Annotated in this window: 13 protein-coding genes, 4 tRNA genes and 1 pseudogene; 14 read left to right on the top strand and 4 right to left on the bottom strand. The window is 43.1% G+C overall.

The window, feature by feature from the left end; all coding sequences use genetic code 11:
* Nucleotides 1–31 precede the first annotated feature (31 nt).
* The 4 genes and pseudogenes from FTU45_RS00535 to FTU45_RS00530 all read left to right on the top strand — a co-directional run bounded on the left by FTU45_RS00535 (nucleotide 32) and on the right by FTU45_RS00530 (nucleotide 2,262).
* Nucleotides 32–1,246 carry an MFS transporter gene (locus FTU45_RS00535; protein WP_005171778.1) on the top strand — a complete coding sequence of 405 codons (1,215 nt, stop codon included), beginning with the start codon at nucleotides 32–34 and terminating at the stop codon, nucleotides 1,244–1,246.
* Nucleotides 1,239–1,373, top strand: a complete 135-nt coding sequence (locus FTU45_RS15410) for a hypothetical protein (RefSeq protein ID WP_005096435.1) — start codon at nucleotides 1,239–1,241, stop codon at nucleotides 1,371–1,373. Before FTU45_RS00535 ends, FTU45_RS15410 begins: the two co-directional genes overlap by 8 nt.
* Before the next feature lie 163 nt (nucleotides 1,374–1,536).
* Nucleotides 1,537–1,632: pseudogene (locus FTU45_RS15405) on the top strand (TauD/TfdA family dioxygenase); the annotation flags it as partial.
* 300 nt (nucleotides 1,633–1,932) lie between these two features.
* Nucleotides 1,933–2,262, top strand: a complete 330-nt coding sequence (locus tag FTU45_RS00530) for a four-helix bundle copper-binding protein (RefSeq protein WP_180075732.1) — start codon at nucleotides 1,933–1,935, stop codon at nucleotides 2,260–2,262.
* A 137-nt stretch (nucleotides 2,263–2,399) separates the two neighbouring features.
* Here FTU45_RS00530 and sthA read toward each other — a convergent pair whose 3' ends face one another.
* Nucleotides 2,400–3,815, bottom strand: a complete 1,416-nt coding sequence (gene sthA / locus FTU45_RS00525) for a Si-specific NAD(P)(+) transhydrogenase (RefSeq protein WP_005096431.1) — start codon at nucleotides 3,813–3,815, stop codon at nucleotides 2,400–2,402.
* Nucleotides 3,816–4,028: 213 nt separating this feature from the next.
* On the opposite strand from sthA, the gene lipA reads away from it, so the two are divergent.
* The 3 genes from lipA (at nucleotide 4,029) to FTU45_RS00510 (ending at nucleotide 8,813) form a co-directional block, all read left to right on the top strand.
* Nucleotides 4,029–5,042: a lipoyl synthase gene (gene lipA / locus FTU45_RS00520; RefSeq protein WP_180075731.1), complete on the top strand. Its 1,014-nt coding sequence runs from the start codon at nucleotides 4,029–4,031 to the stop codon at nucleotides 5,040–5,042.
* Between the two features lie 708 nt (nucleotides 5,043–5,750).
* Nucleotides 5,751–8,255: an acyl-CoA dehydrogenase gene (locus tag FTU45_RS00515; RefSeq protein WP_180075730.1), complete on the top strand. Its 2,505-nt coding sequence runs from the start codon at nucleotides 5,751–5,753 to the stop codon at nucleotides 8,253–8,255.
* A gap of 168 nt (nucleotides 8,256–8,423) precedes the next feature.
* Nucleotides 8,424–8,813: a carboxymuconolactone decarboxylase family protein gene (locus FTU45_RS00510; protein ID WP_005096428.1), complete on the top strand. Its 390-nt coding sequence runs from the start codon at nucleotides 8,424–8,426 to the stop codon at nucleotides 8,811–8,813.
* Nucleotides 8,814–9,153: 340 nt separating this feature from the next.
* Here FTU45_RS00510 and FTU45_RS00505 read toward each other — a convergent pair whose 3' ends face one another.
* The gene (locus tag FTU45_RS00505) at nucleotides 9,154–9,411 is read right to left on the bottom strand and encodes a hypothetical protein (RefSeq protein WP_005096427.1); all 258 of its coding nucleotides are present in this window, start codon (nucleotides 9,409–9,411) and stop codon (nucleotides 9,154–9,156) included.
* Nucleotides 9,412–9,548: 137 nt separating this feature from the next.
* Nucleotides 9,549–10,730, bottom strand: coding sequence for a trypsin-like peptidase domain-containing protein (locus FTU45_RS00500; protein WP_005096426.1), 1,182 nt, complete (start codon nucleotides 10,728–10,730; stop codon nucleotides 9,549–9,551).
* Nucleotides 10,731–10,900: 170 nt separating this feature from the next.
* Here FTU45_RS00500 and FTU45_RS00495 point away from each other — a divergent pair, with 170 nt between their 5' ends.
* The 7 genes from FTU45_RS00495 to FTU45_RS00465 all read left to right on the top strand — a co-directional run bounded on the left by FTU45_RS00495 (nucleotide 10,901) and on the right by FTU45_RS00465 (nucleotide 13,700).
* The gene (locus tag FTU45_RS00495) at nucleotides 10,901–11,659 is read left to right on the top strand and encodes a Nif3-like dinuclear metal center hexameric protein (RefSeq protein ID WP_100328761.1); all 759 of its coding nucleotides are present in this window, start codon (nucleotides 10,901–10,903) and stop codon (nucleotides 11,657–11,659) included.
* A gap of 153 nt (nucleotides 11,660–11,812) precedes the next feature.
* Nucleotides 11,813–12,439, top strand: a complete 627-nt coding sequence (locus FTU45_RS00490) for a superoxide dismutase (RefSeq protein ID WP_005096423.1) — start codon at nucleotides 11,813–11,815, stop codon at nucleotides 12,437–12,439.
* A 147-nt stretch (nucleotides 12,440–12,586) separates the two neighbouring features.
* Nucleotides 12,587–12,662 (top strand) — tRNA-Asn (locus FTU45_RS00485).
* A 5-nt stretch (nucleotides 12,663–12,667) separates the two neighbouring features.
* Nucleotides 12,668–12,743 (top strand) — tRNA-Asn (locus FTU45_RS00480).
* 292 nt (nucleotides 12,744–13,035) lie between these two features.
* Nucleotides 13,036–13,111, top strand: a tRNA-Asn gene (locus FTU45_RS00475).
* A gap of 6 nt (nucleotides 13,112–13,117) precedes the next feature.
* Nucleotides 13,118–13,193, top strand: a tRNA-Asn gene (locus FTU45_RS00470).
* Between the two features lie 63 nt (nucleotides 13,194–13,256).
* Nucleotides 13,257–13,700, top strand: a complete 444-nt coding sequence (locus FTU45_RS00465; protein ID WP_005096422.1) for a DUF2726 domain-containing protein — start codon at nucleotides 13,257–13,259, stop codon at nucleotides 13,698–13,700.
* 1 nt (nucleotide 13,701) lies between these two features.
* On the opposite strand, the gene FTU45_RS00460 is transcribed toward FTU45_RS00465, so the two are convergent.
* Nucleotides 13,702–13,959, bottom strand: a complete 258-nt coding sequence (locus tag FTU45_RS00460; protein WP_005096421.1) for a hypothetical protein — start codon at nucleotides 13,957–13,959, stop codon at nucleotides 13,702–13,704.
* Nucleotides 13,960–14,092: the final 133 nt, after the last annotated feature.

Genomic DNA, 14,092 nt, shown 5'->3' with positions numbered 1-14,092 from the left:
TAAGCGCTTATTTCATCTGCATGCTCACCCTATGTCCGATACTCCATTTTCCAAAGCGCTTATTTTTATGCTGATTGGCTCCGCTATCATTCTGGCATTGTCATTGGGCGTACGTCATGCATTTGGTCTTTATCTGGTGCCGATGAGTGATGAATTTGGTTGGGGACATAATGTTTTTAGCTTGGCGATTGCCATGCAAAACCTGATCTGGGGAGCAGTACAACCCATTACTGGAGCCTTCGCAGATAAATATGGCAGCAAGATTGTCGTTGCCGTAGGTGGGGCACTCTATGCCGTGGGCTTGCTACTCATGGCGGTCAGTTCTACTGGACTGCTGTTAAATCTGAGTGTGGGCCTGATTTTAGGTCTGGCCCTGTCTGCAACATCTTTCCCGGTTTTACTGTCTGCTGTAGGACGTGCTGCACCACCAGAAAAACGCAGTCTGGCGATGGGTATTGCCAGTGCGGCCGGATCTTTTGGCCAGTTTATCATGCTGCCTTCGACCCTGTTGCTGTTACAGAATGTCGGTTGGTCAGGAGCATTGGTGGTCAGTGCGATTTTGATTGCCCTGATTGTACCACTGGCCTGGATGCTGAAAGCACCAATGTATATTCATCCAAATGCAGCATCTACACCCAATAAAGTGTCCCTCAGTTTTAAACAGATTCTGCTGGTAGTGAAAAATCATAAACCCTTCTGGTTTCTGTCTATGGGCTTTTTTGTCTGCGGTTTCCAGGTGGTATTTATTGGCATTCACCTGCCGGGTTATCTGATTGATCACGGTTTTAATGCCACCACAGGGACTATTTTTCTGGCATTGGTGGGTCTATTTAATGTGGTCGGCACCTATACTGCAGGCTGGCTCGGGGGTAAATATTCCAAACCGCATTTGTTGATGGGTCTCTATGGCTTACGCGGGATCGCAATTACTGCCTTTCTCATGCTGCCACTGAGCACATGGACAGTCTATGCCTTTGGTGTCATTATGGGATTACTCTGGCTATCGACCGTTCCGCTCACCAACGGCATTGTGGCGAATATGTTCGGGGTGAAATACCTGACCATGCTCAGCGGTATCGTGTTTTTTACCCATCAGGTCGGCTCGTTTTTCGGTGGTTATCTTGGTGGAGTCAATCATGACTTGAGTGGTAATTATAATGCTGTCTGGATGCTGTCGATTGCCTTAAGCATTTTTGGCGTATTGGTACATTTCTGGGTCAATGAGGAGCAAATTGTGCATGACTGATTCTATGCTCATACTCAAAATCTCGATTGCTGTGGCGCTCTTGCTTTTATTTGCTCTGTCGGTGGCATTATGGATCCAGACACCGCAGCTGTTTGAATACTTTAATCAGGCCTTTTGTGCGCATTAAACTGCTGAAATTTACTCAGCTAAATAAACACAATTCACAGCACAATACCTTAAATGATTCATAATCAATAGAATAATAAAAATACAAGGTTATTTATAAACTTTCGATCATTACTTTTTTAATTTTGTTTCAATCGGCAATTTTCTTAGATGCTCATGAACAAGAAAATTCCGAGACTTTACATTCCAGTCGTCCTTTTCCAGCCGATCAGCACCATTTACTCAAACGGATCAGTCTTGCCGGTAGTCGCCTGTATTAATGAGAAACATCATAATAAAAAAAGGACGATCCAGCCTTCCAGAATAATTAGATCAGCGAGGTATACACTTTCCCCATTGAGGAACTAACCACCTCAACGGTGTTTTATTTTTGGAATATTGCCAGTTCTGCTCGAGTGAATTTTATTTTTCAAGCTTGATGAATATAAGATTCTTTCGTATATCCTTTTACATAACCAAGTTATTCTTTACTTTTTCTCACCTAATTAACCTAGTGTGTTTTCCTTTTTCTGCTTAGCGTATTCAGTCATGAATATGTTTATCGCCTTAAGGAGAAAAAGATGAATACCAGTCATTTGTCAGATTGTGTTCAAACCTGTATGAACTGCTCCCTCACCTGTACTGCTTGTGCAGCTGCCTGCTTAAAAGAAGAACATGTAGAAATGATGCGTGAATGCATCCAGCGTTGTCTGGATTGTGCCGATATTTGTCAGCTCTGCGCGCGTATGGAGCAGAAGCAATCGCCTTTTATGCAGGAAATCTGCGAGCTGTGTGCCAAGGCTTGTGATTATTGCGCAGAGGAATGCAGTCAGCACCAACATGAACATTGTCAGCAATGTGCAGAAGCCTGTCGCCGTTGTGCAGAAGAATGCCGAAAAATGGCTGCTTAAAAACCAAGTTAATCAACTTTATCTTCATCCGAATTGAATTGGTTAATGCTTTATCTTCTAGCTGATTTAAAGCATTTAAAACAAAAAACCCGCAAGCCTTCACTTACGGGTTTTTAAATCCAAGGCAAACATCTCGCTTAGAATAAACGATTCATACCATTGAGCGTCGCTACACGGTAGGCTTCCGCCATGGTCGGATAGTTAAACGTGGTTTCTACAAAATACTTGATCGTGTTGTTTGGACTGTTCATCACCGCCTGACCAATGTGGATAATTTCAGATGCATTATTACCGAAGCAATGTACACCCAAAACTTCCAGCGTTTCACGATGGAACAAAATCTTTAATTCGCCCATAGTGTCACCGGTAATTTGCGCACGCGCCAAATGACGGAACGAGGCCTGACCGACTTCATACGGAATTTTTTCTTCAGTCAACTGCTGCTCAGTTTTACCAATCGAAGAAATCTCGGGAATGGTATAAATTCCGGTTGGAATATCAGTAACGGGGGCAACGTCTGGCTCACCACTCATATTGGCACCCGCGCAACGACCTTGGTCATAAGCAGCAGATGCAAGCGACGGCCAACCGATTACATCACCGGCAGCATAGATATTTTCAACTTCAGTCTGGTATTGATCATTTACCGTCAACTGACCACGGCTGTTTGGTTTCAGGCCAACATTTTCCAGCCCTAAACCATCGGTATTACCTGAACGGCCGTTACACCACAAAATTGCATCGGCTTTAATTTTTTTGCCGCTTTGCGTGTGCATCACCACATGATCATCAAATGTTTCTAAAAAGTCGATCTGTTCATTGTGACGAATCAGCACACCTTGTTCACGCAAATGATAAGACAGCGCATCGGAAATTTCATCATCCAGATAGCTTAACAGTTTGTGCTGGGTATTGATTAAATCAACTTTATGCCCAAGACCAATGAAAATCGATGCATATTCACAGCCAATTACACCTGCGCCATAAATGATGATTTTCTGGATAGAAAAGTCCAGATCCAGAATTTTATCTGAATCAAATACACGTGGATGATTAAAATCAAGAATTTCTGGGCGATACGGACGCGAACCGCTGGCAATGACCAGTTGCTTAAACATCAAGGTTTCTTTAATGCCATCTGGACTAAATACAAAAATAGTATTTTGATCCTGAACATAGGCTCGACCATGATAGATATCGATCTTGTTACGGTCATAGAACCGTGAATGTGTATCTACTTGTTGTTGAATCACTTTATGCGCATGACGCAATACTTGCTTCATGGTGAACTGTTTCCAGTCCCCAACTTTCTGAAACAGTGGATCACGTTGATAACGGATAATACTGGATACCGTTTGACGCAATGCTTTACTTGGAATGGTACCTACATGGGTACAGTTACCACCTAGCTGTTCACGCATCTCAACGATTGCAACACGCTTACCAGATTTGGCAAGTTTCATTGCCGCGCCTTCGCCCGCAGGGCCCGAACCTAGAACTACCGCATCATATTTAACGAAAGTCCCACTAACGACCTCTTTTTTACGTGGCATTCAACGCTCCTCAAAATTAAAAAATTCACTTTAATCTACCTGCTTATTATGACGTAAATCCTGTTGATTTTGTGTATTTAACTCACATATATTGGTTGATGAGAACATTTTTTAAATGAATACCCCTTTTTGCCCTATTTATAGCTAAGTTCGTTATAATAAACGCGCTATCTTTGATCATCTCCCCCTTCAAAAACAGTGGAAAAGTTGAATATGTCTGAAAACCGTAAACCTGAACAGGGTGTCAAACTTCGTGGCGCAGAGAAAGTCGCTCGTATTCCTGTAAAAGTGATCCCTACGGTTGAAACACCACGTAAGCCGGACTGGATTCGCGTAAAGATGGCAGCGCCGGAAGAAGTACAACGGATTAAAACAACGCTTCGCGAGCAAAAACTACATACTGTCTGTGAAGAAGCAGCCTGTCCAAACCTGCCTGAATGTTTTGGTGGCGGTACCGCAACCTTTATGATTATGGGTGATATCTGTACCCGTCGCTGTCCATTTTGCGATGTAGCACATGGTCGGCCAAATGCATTGGATGCAGATGAACCGCGCCACATGGCCGAAACCATTGCCAACCTGGGTTTGAAATATGCGGTAATCACTTCGGTAGACCGTGATGATTTACTGGATGGCGGTGCGCAGCATTTTGTGGATTGTATTAAAGAAGCACGTACTCTAAGCCCAAATACCTTACTGGAAATTCTGGTGCCGGACTTCCGTGGCCGTATGGATATCGCGCTGCGCATCATGACTGAATGCCCGCCAGATGTGTTTAACCACAATATTGAAACTGTACCGCGTTTATATAAAGCCATGCGTCCAGGTTCTGACTATCAGCACTCTTTAAACCTGCTGAAAATGTTTAAAGAATACTGCCCGGACATTCCAACCAAATGTGGTCTGATGGTCGGTATTGGTGAAACCGAAGAAGAAGTGCTTGCCCTGCTTGACGATTTACATGCACACGGCGTGGACTATGTGACGATTGGTCAGTATCTACAGCCTTCTAAAGAACATGCAGCGATTGATCGCTTTGTGACCCCTGAAGAATTCGAACGTTATACCGAACATGGCCAAAAACTGGGCTTCCGCAATATCTGGGCAGCACCCATGGTTCGTTCAAGCTACTTTGCCGATCGTCAATACTATGGCGAACCGGTTCCAGCAGTGCGTCGTAAAACTGACCCTGCCAAGAAAATTGCTGTTCAGGCCATTGAAGTTTAGTCCTGTTTAAACCAATGAAATAAAAGCCCTCTCAAGTAGAGTAATGCCAGTCAGTTAAGCAATTGACTGGCATTTTCTTTTTTAAATTCAGTATTATATTTGATAGATAGCAAAGTCATCCGCAACTGTTTGAGGCATCAGGTGTATTGCACCGCAAGATTAAAAAAATGATGGTTTCCATGACAAATTGACGAGTCGATAGTGGCTGACGAGTTTTGCAGTGAGGGATCACAAGATGCCTTCCTTGCGAAGTTTCGCTTCTCATTTGGGCAAAACCAAAGTAACAAATGTTTTACAAATATTTGATTTAAAAAGTTAAGACTCCATCGTGAACGACTAAAAAGTTAAAGAGTCTATTTCTAAATTCTTTAACTGATCAGCATTACTCTCCAGTAGAGGGCTTTTTAATATCCATTATTAAAATTTTACTGAGCGTTAAACCCCATTTTTTATTTTAGATAAAGATTAAGTCATTACTTATCTTCACATTTCTTTGCGCGTTCTCACTTGAAGATTGATTATTTTTCCAACAACCTCAAAATAGATGCAAGACTTAAACATATCGTTGCCATACTTAAAAAGATCATTCTCACAAATCCAATGCTAAACCTGTCTGATTCTCGAACGACTAAAAATGAATGAACGGTGGTGAAATATCCGAGAAATCCAGACAAAGCCGGTGTTGTATAAATCTGGAGAAATATAACAATGTCATTTATTTTCGCTGTGCTACTGCTATTACTGAGTTTATGGGCAGTTTTCTATTTTCAGCTCTCGCGTAGTGCGGGTGCAATCGTGCTGATGGTCGTGTCAGTGGTCTGTGCCTTTCTTAGTCCGTGGTCACTGATTCTTGGTATCCCACTCATCCTGATCAGCCTCGTGGTGATAATCGACCCTCTGCGCATGTCGTTTATTTCCAGACCGGCCTATAAAGCACTGGCCAATGCCATGCCGAGCATCAGTCCGACAGAGCGTGAAGCACTGGACTCCGGAACCAGCTGGTGGGAAAAAGAACTGTTTATGGGTGCGCCGAACTGGGAAACCTTTAATAGCTATCCTTATCCAAAACTCTCGCTAGAAGAACAGGCTTTTCTGGACAATGAAGTTGAAACCTTGTGCAGCATGCTGGATGAATGGGAAATTCACGAGCAGAAAGCGCTGCCTGATCATGTCTGGCAATATATTAAGGAGCATGGTTTTTTGGGCCTGATTATTCCCAAAGAATATGGTGGTCGCGCATTTAGTTCTTTTGCTCAAAGCCGGGTGATGAGCAAGATTTCCTCTCGCTCCCTCACCACGGCCGTGAGTTGCATGGTACCGAACTCTCTCGGCCCGGGTGAACTATTGCTGCATTATGGTACTGAGGAACAGAAAAACCGTTACCTGCCGGGCCTGGCGCGAGGTGAAGAAATTCCCTGTTTCGGCCTGACCAGTCCGGAAGCGGGCTCTGATGCAGGCGCTATTCCCGATACTGGCGTGGTCTGCTACGGCCAGTTTGAAGGTCAGGAAGTCCTAGGCTTGCGAATGAATTTTTCCAAACGCTGGATTACGCTGGCACCCATTGCAACAGTAGTAGGTCTGGCCTTTAAAATGTATGACCCGGATCATCTTTTGGGCGAACAGACTGAATATGGTATTACCTGTGCCCTGCTGCCTGCCAGTCACGAAGGGGTCCAAGTAGGTCCTCGTCATAATCCCGGCCCACCATTCATGAATGGTACAGTTGAAGGTAAAGATGTATTTATTCCTCTGGACTGGATTATTGGTGGCGTAAAAAATGCCGGTAAGGGCTGGCGCATGCTGATGGAATGTCTGGCTGTGGGTCGTGGCATTTCCCTACCGGCACTGTCTACTTCTGCGGCAGAAATGACTTATTTAAATGTCGGGGCTTTTTCCCGAATCCGTCAACAATTTAAAATTTCAGTCGGCAAGTTTGAAGGTGTTCAGGAAGCCAATAGTGAAATTGCCAGTGATACCTATATGCTGGAAGCTTTCCGTTATCTGGTGACTTGTGGCCTTAATCAGGGCGGCAAGCCTGCTGTAATGACAGCGATTGCCAAATACTATGCCACAGAGGGAATGCGTAAGGTGGTGAATCACGGGATGGATGTGGTCGGTGGCCGCGCCATTCAGATGGGGCCACGTAATTTTCTGGCACCTTATTATCAGGCGATTCCAGTCTCCATTACCGTTGAAGGTGCAAATATTCTCAGTCGTTCCCTGATGATTTTCGGTCAGGGTTCAATGCGCTGTCATCCTTATCTCTATGAAGAATTACAACTCTTACAGGCTGAAGACCCGGCAGCAGCACTCAACCCTTTTGATCATTTGCTGTTTAAACATCTGGGTTATACCTTTAACCGTACCGCCCGTTCCTTTGCCTACGCATTTACGGGTGGTTCAAGTACAGCACCTCAAAGTGCAGTTGAGTTTACCCGACCTTATTACAAGGTCATTAACCGGCTGAGCGCCAACTTTGCCTTAACCGCAGACATGTGTCTGGGTTTGCTGGCAGGCGATATCAAACGCAAAGAAATGCTGTCCGGACGTCTCGCCGATATTCATGCTCACCTGTTTATTGCCTCCTCTATTCTGAAGTATTTTGAGCATAGCAAAAAGACTGAAGCTGAACGTTTGCATGCACAGCTTGCAATAGAAAAGTCACTCTATACAGCGCAGGAAGCATTTTATGATCTGTTTGCTAACTTCCCGGCCGGTGCAGCAGCAGGCATGATCAAACTGTTATGTTTCCCATTTGGCCGTCCCGTACACAAACCCTCAGACCAGCTTAAACAGCAGGTTGCAAATAGCATGATGGAAGATAACGCATTCCGTCAGGTATTGAAAAAGCATGTCTATTACAATACCCATGAAACTGATGTCACTGGACGCATGGAATCGACTTTCGCTTTGCTACTGGATATTGAACAGCTTTGGGATCGCTTTAAAAAAGCTGAAAACAAAGGTCAGTTTAAAGGTTTAAGCTTTGCCGAGCATGTGACAGATGCACAGCAACATGGCTTTATTAATGATGGAGAAGCAGAAAAACTGCTTCACTATAATGCACGTCGTTATGACAGCATGCTGACAGATGTCTTTGATCTGCATTTACAGGAAGTATTGGAGCTGGAGAATCCCCATATCCGTAAAGCAGATGCGACAGGAACCGATACTTCTGTTCAAACCGATCCTTTACACTCAACTTCGCCTTAAATCAAACTTTGACCAAAGGTGTCATAAATTCCAAAGTGGGATGTAGTTGAATATTTCACTTTAGAACCTTTCCAAGTGGCTTTTTAGCCACTTTTTTACGACTATGGCACGATGGTATTTCGCATAAAAAGCACTAAGCTAGAGCTATAAGAAAATTGAGGGTAAACCATGTCACAACAAGATTATGAAAATGGCCTGAAAGTGCGTACTGATGTCATGGGCGAAAGCTTTGTCAAACGTGCACAGGAAAATACCGTGCCTTTTACCCAGCCTCTACAAGACTGGATTAATGAACATGCCTGGGGTTCAACCTGGCAACGTGAAGGTGTATTGCCACGTAAATATCGTTCTTTAATTACCATTGCTTTCCTTACGGCTCAAAAAAGCCCCACTGAATTAAAAGGCCATGTTCGGGGCGCTCTTAACAACGGCGCGACGGTTGAGGAAATTCAGGAAGTGTTACTCCATAGCCTGCCATATTGCGGTGCACCAGCAACTCAGGAGGCATTTCGGGCGGCACTTGAAGTGATCCAGGAATATCAGGTGAATGAGGAATAATTTGGTTGCAGATGAAATTGAGCCGTTTTAGAAATGAGCTCACAATTTAATTTTGCAGATGATTCATAAGTTACTTAGGCTAAATAAAGCTCAGCTGATTTTAGTTGCTTACCCTGATCTCAGCCTATCCGTCAAATGAATATGTACCGAGAAATTGTAGATTCTCGGTACATTACAATAATGATTCTAAAATAAAACTGATGGGTTTTTTAGAGTTGAGCACCTACTTATAAAAACTCGCATCTTTGATCACATACAGCCCGATCACTCATAAGATCAAATCAGACCGATCCAATAAAATAGTGGCTCAAAATAAGCCTTAGTTCAATGAAGATTCACACTAGAGCCAGTACACATTAAAGCTATAATAAAACTCCAGCACTTCAAAACGTACGTTATAGCCCAGTTCAGTCAACTCGGCTGATAAAGCCCGAATATCTTCCAAAGGTAAATGTTTGGGAAATACAGTAATGACTGCGGTATTGCCCTGTTTTGCATTTTCTTCAATTAACTTGGCTAGACGCGGCTTATAGACCTCAATATTTAAATTGGCCACATCTGATAAAACCTTGGCCTGATCCGCCGTCATAAAAGTCATTTTTTATTTTCTCTTTTGATGTAATTTCATCAAGTTAAATGATTTAAACCAAAAGCCGTATTTCATTTTTGTATCAGGTAACTAAAAAATAACAAGCAAAAAAAATCCCTCTGCAGAGGGATTTTTTAAATAGAAACTTACTGACCGGGCAGTGGAATATATTGGGAAGAACTGTTTTGTGCTTTACGCTCAGTCACTACTACATCCAGCATCATGGTTTTTCCAGCACGCTCTACTTCAATCTGAATGGTACTATTCGGCTTTTGCAGGGCAACAAAATTAATCAAATGCGAAGCCGAACTAATCTCTTCCTCATTCACTTTCATAATTTTGTCGCCACGCTGGATGCCCGCTTTCGCTGCCGGTCCATCTGCCAGCACTTCTGCGACAGTCACCCCTTTCTCTTTAGGTTGCAGTACATCATCACGTTCTGTCGGTAATAAACTGATTCCTAACCAGCCACGAACGACACGGCCATCTTTCAGAATAGCATTCATCACCTGCTGGCAGATTTTGGCTGGAATGGCGAAACCAATCCCCAGTGAACCACCAGTTTGCGAGAAAATTGCCGTATTCACCCCAATCAGGTTACCTGCGACATCGATCAAGGCTCCGCCTGAATTTCCCGGGTTAATTGCAGCGTCGGTTTGCACAAAGTCTTCATAGGTATTAATGCCCAGATCTGAACGCCCTGTTGCTGAAATAATCCCTTGCGTTACGGTTTGACCCACACCAAATGGGTTACCAATGGCCAAAACGACGTCACCGACTTCATTGCCACTCAATTTAAAAGGCAACACGGGTAATTGATCCAGTTCAATTTTAATCACTGCCAGATCGGTATCTGGATCCATTCCCACAACTTTTGCTTCAGCACGTCGTCCATCCTGCAATGCCACCACAATCTGGTCTGCCTGTGCAATCACATGATTATTGGTCAGGATATAACCATCAGGACGTACAATCACCCCGGAACCTAAACTGTTCTCATTCGGACTTTGTCCATACTGGTCAGGCAACTGATCGCCAAAAAACTCACGGAAGACCGGATCGGTCAGCAAAGGATGAGCCTGCTGTTTGACTTTTTGAGTGGTAAAGATATTGACTACAGCCGGCGCTGCTACTCTCACCGCAGCACTATAGGAGACCACGCCTCCTGAGCGCGACGTATCAATCAACGGCTCTACTTTTTCAGCAGGCATCTTGACACCATCTGGTGCAACCGGTGCTTTTGGTTTTTGTAGTTGTTGCCACCCCAAAAAACCGATAATGACCAAAATCAGTAACACCCAGGGTAACCATGTAAAGGTGCGGCGCACGTTGTTATCCTCTAAAATATTTTAATTCGTTGATGACTAAGTAATTTGTGTTCTATTGTAATGCGAAATACATAACTAAACACAAAAAATTCCACAGAGTTTTGTGCAGCTTTAGTTACAATTAAATATAAAGATAAATATTGGCAAGTTTTTAAACGAACAGGAATTTTATGGCGAATTTAAATGATATTATTCAGTGGTGTGAACAGACTTTGGCAGCACGTGAATTTAAGGACTATGCACCGAATGGCTTGCAGATCGAAGGTAAATCCGAGGTCAATAAAATTCTGTGTGCCGTGAGTGCTTCGCAAAGTGCGATCGAAGCGGCAATTGAGCAAGGCGCAGATTTACTGCTGGTTCATCATGGCTATTTCTGGAAAGGTGAAGCCTATCCGATCACTGGTATGCGCGGTAAACGAATTAAAGCCTTAATTCAAAATGATATCTCTCTGGTTGGCTATCATCTGCCTTTAGACAGTCATCCAACTTTAGGCAATAATGCGGCGATTGCAGATTTATTAGAACTGGAAAATATCGAACAGTTGGATCCGAGTGAACGCCATCCGATTGGCAATATTGGCTATTTAAAACAACCGATGCGTCCTGAATATTTTAAAAACCATGTTTCAGAAAAACTTGGCTTTGATGCAATTCATCTTCCTGCGGACAAAACTCAAATCCATAAAGTCGGTTTCTGTACCGGTGGTGCGCAGGATTATATTCATAAAGCAGCGCTACAAGAGTGTGATGCTTATATTTCTGGTGAAGTGAGCGAACGCACCTTCTATGAAGCCCAGGAACTGAATGTACATTATTATGCCTGTGGCCATCATGCCACTGAAAAATATGGTGTACAGCGCCTGGCCAAAGCGATTTCAGAACAGTTTAATATTGAGTATGCTTATTACGAATTAAACAATCCGATTTAATTCTCGCTGACAGCATTTTCCACGAGCTTTATTTATATATTTTCAGGATTTATTGTGTATTGTTATTTATACGTAATGCCCATTTGGTCCGATTATCTATTACAATAAAGCCACTTATTGTTAAAACCCAGCTAAATGCAAGGAATTGAGAACATGACAACCATTACTTTACCAGCATTACCTTATGGCTACGAAGATCTTGCTCCACACATCAGCAAAGAAACTTTAGAATACCATCACGACAAACACCACAATACTTATGTGGTTAACCTGAACAACCTGATCGCTGGTACTGAGCTTGAAGGCAAAACTCTAGAAGAAATCATTACAGCAACTGCTGGTGATGCGTCTAAAGCAGGTATTTTCAATAACGCTGCTCAAGTTTGGAACCACACGTTCTACTGGAACTGTATGGCTAAAAACGGTGGCGGTAAAGCAACGGGTACTTTGGCTGCAAAAATTGATGAAGCTTTCGGTTCTTACGAAAAATTTGCTGAAGAATTTGCTGCTGCTGCAACCACTCAGTTCGGTTCAGGTTGGGCTTGGTTAGTGGCTGACCAAGTAAACGGTCAACTGTCAATCATGAAAACTTCAAATGCTGATACGCCAATGGCGCACGGTAAAGTTGCAGTATTGACGATTGACGTTTGGGAACATGCTTATTACATCGACTTCCGTAATGCACGTCCTAAATACATCTCTACTTTCCTGGAAAGCCTAGTAAACTGGGATTATGCAAATGCGAAATATGCAGGTCAGCCTGCAGGTGTTGAGAAATAATTCTTTATTTCTTTGCTAAAAAATCACCCATTTCGGGTGATTTTTTTATTTTTAAGCCCCAAATGAATATTTATAAAGCAAACAATTCATTTCTTTACATTAATTGATTGACGACCTTGGGTTTCCTGCCTAAAATGCCGATCAGATTCTCCAATAGCTCAGTCGGTAGAGCGACGGACTGTTAATCCGCAGGTCCCTGGTTCGAGCCCAGGTTGGAGAGCCATCTATTCTTCCATAGCTCAGTCGGTAGAGCGACGGACTGTTAATCCGCAGGTCCCTGGTTCGAACCCAGGTGGAAGAGCCAAAATTCTAAAAAACCCACTCATTGCGAAGTGGGTTTTTTTATATCTGCTTTTTTAAATTGAGATCGGTAGTGATATCTGTATATACAATTAGCTACCTTATATTCTCTGAGCCAGATCACTTATAAAAATTAAGGCTGATAACAATCTGACTGCTCCGACTGTTTACATAAACATAACAGTTTGAACTCCAAGCCTTTTCGACTATTTTTAAAACACTTGATTCAATTTCTTCGGCTTTTTTCTAAAAGTGCCTTGACCCCTTTTTAAATCTCTCTATAATCGCTGTCAGATTCTCCAATAGCTCAGTCGGTAGAGCGACGGACTGTTAATCCGCAGGTCCCTGGTTCGAGCCCAGGTTGGAGAGCCAATCTATTCTCCCATAGCTCAGTCGGTAGAGCGACGGACTGTTAATCCGCAGGTCCCTGGTTCGAGCCCAGGTGGGAGAGCCAAGATTCTGAAAAAACCCACTCATTGCGAAGTGGGTTTTTTTTATTCTTCCCTATTTGTGATCTGTGTTTAATTTGAGTCAGTTTATATTTTTTGTGATTGGCTGCCTGGCAACTTTTGCGTTAGTTTGCCTGCTCTTCCCGCATCTGTTCACCCGTCAAAAAAAATTCTATCCGAAGCGTGTGATTACTGCTTTTGAAAGCAGGATGTTTACACGCCTAAAAGAAGCCTTTCCTCATCATCATATTCTGGCTCAGGTTGCCTTTAGCGCCTTGATTACGCATGACCAGATGAACATGCGTAATCAGTTCAATCGTAAAGTTACAGATTTTGTGGTGCTTGATCGTGACTATAATGTACTGGCCATTATTGAACTGGATGATCCCAGCCACATTGGCAAAGAGCAGGAAGATGCTGAACGGGATGCTATGCTGATTGCAGCAGGCTATACCGTGATTCGATACACTCAGATTCCAAGCATCAGACAACTGCAAAGAGATTTGAGATAATTTAAGGTAAGGTTACTGCGCTTTCGGATGCAGCTTGGGTTGAATTTGTATCTTGCTCTGCTTTGAGCTTTTCCGCAGCTTCTCGCGCTTCGATGCGCGCAATCATTTCTGCCTGCTGCTGTTTATATTTTTCCTGATTTTTAGCATCACTATTTACCGCAAGAAAAGCCATACTCACCAAAAATATCGGTATACATAATACCAGCGCACCTAAAATTACCAGCTTTTTAACACTGCGGGGCTGCGGCTGCTCAGACATAACAAACCTACTTTAATTTCTTCACTTAATTGCACTGCTCAATATAACAAAATAAAGTCATAGCTCAAGTCTTTGAAAAGTTTTACTGTAAAAAAGGAGCCGAAGCTCCTTTGTAGATCTTAATAACTCTATT

Source organism: Acinetobacter sp. YH12106, assembly GCF_013418995.1.
Lineage (GTDB): Bacteria > Pseudomonadota > Gammaproteobacteria > Pseudomonadales > Moraxellaceae > Acinetobacter > Acinetobacter pseudolwoffii.
The sequence above is the reverse complement of the archived record's forward strand: the minus strand, read 5'-3'. Positions and strand labels throughout refer to the sequence as shown.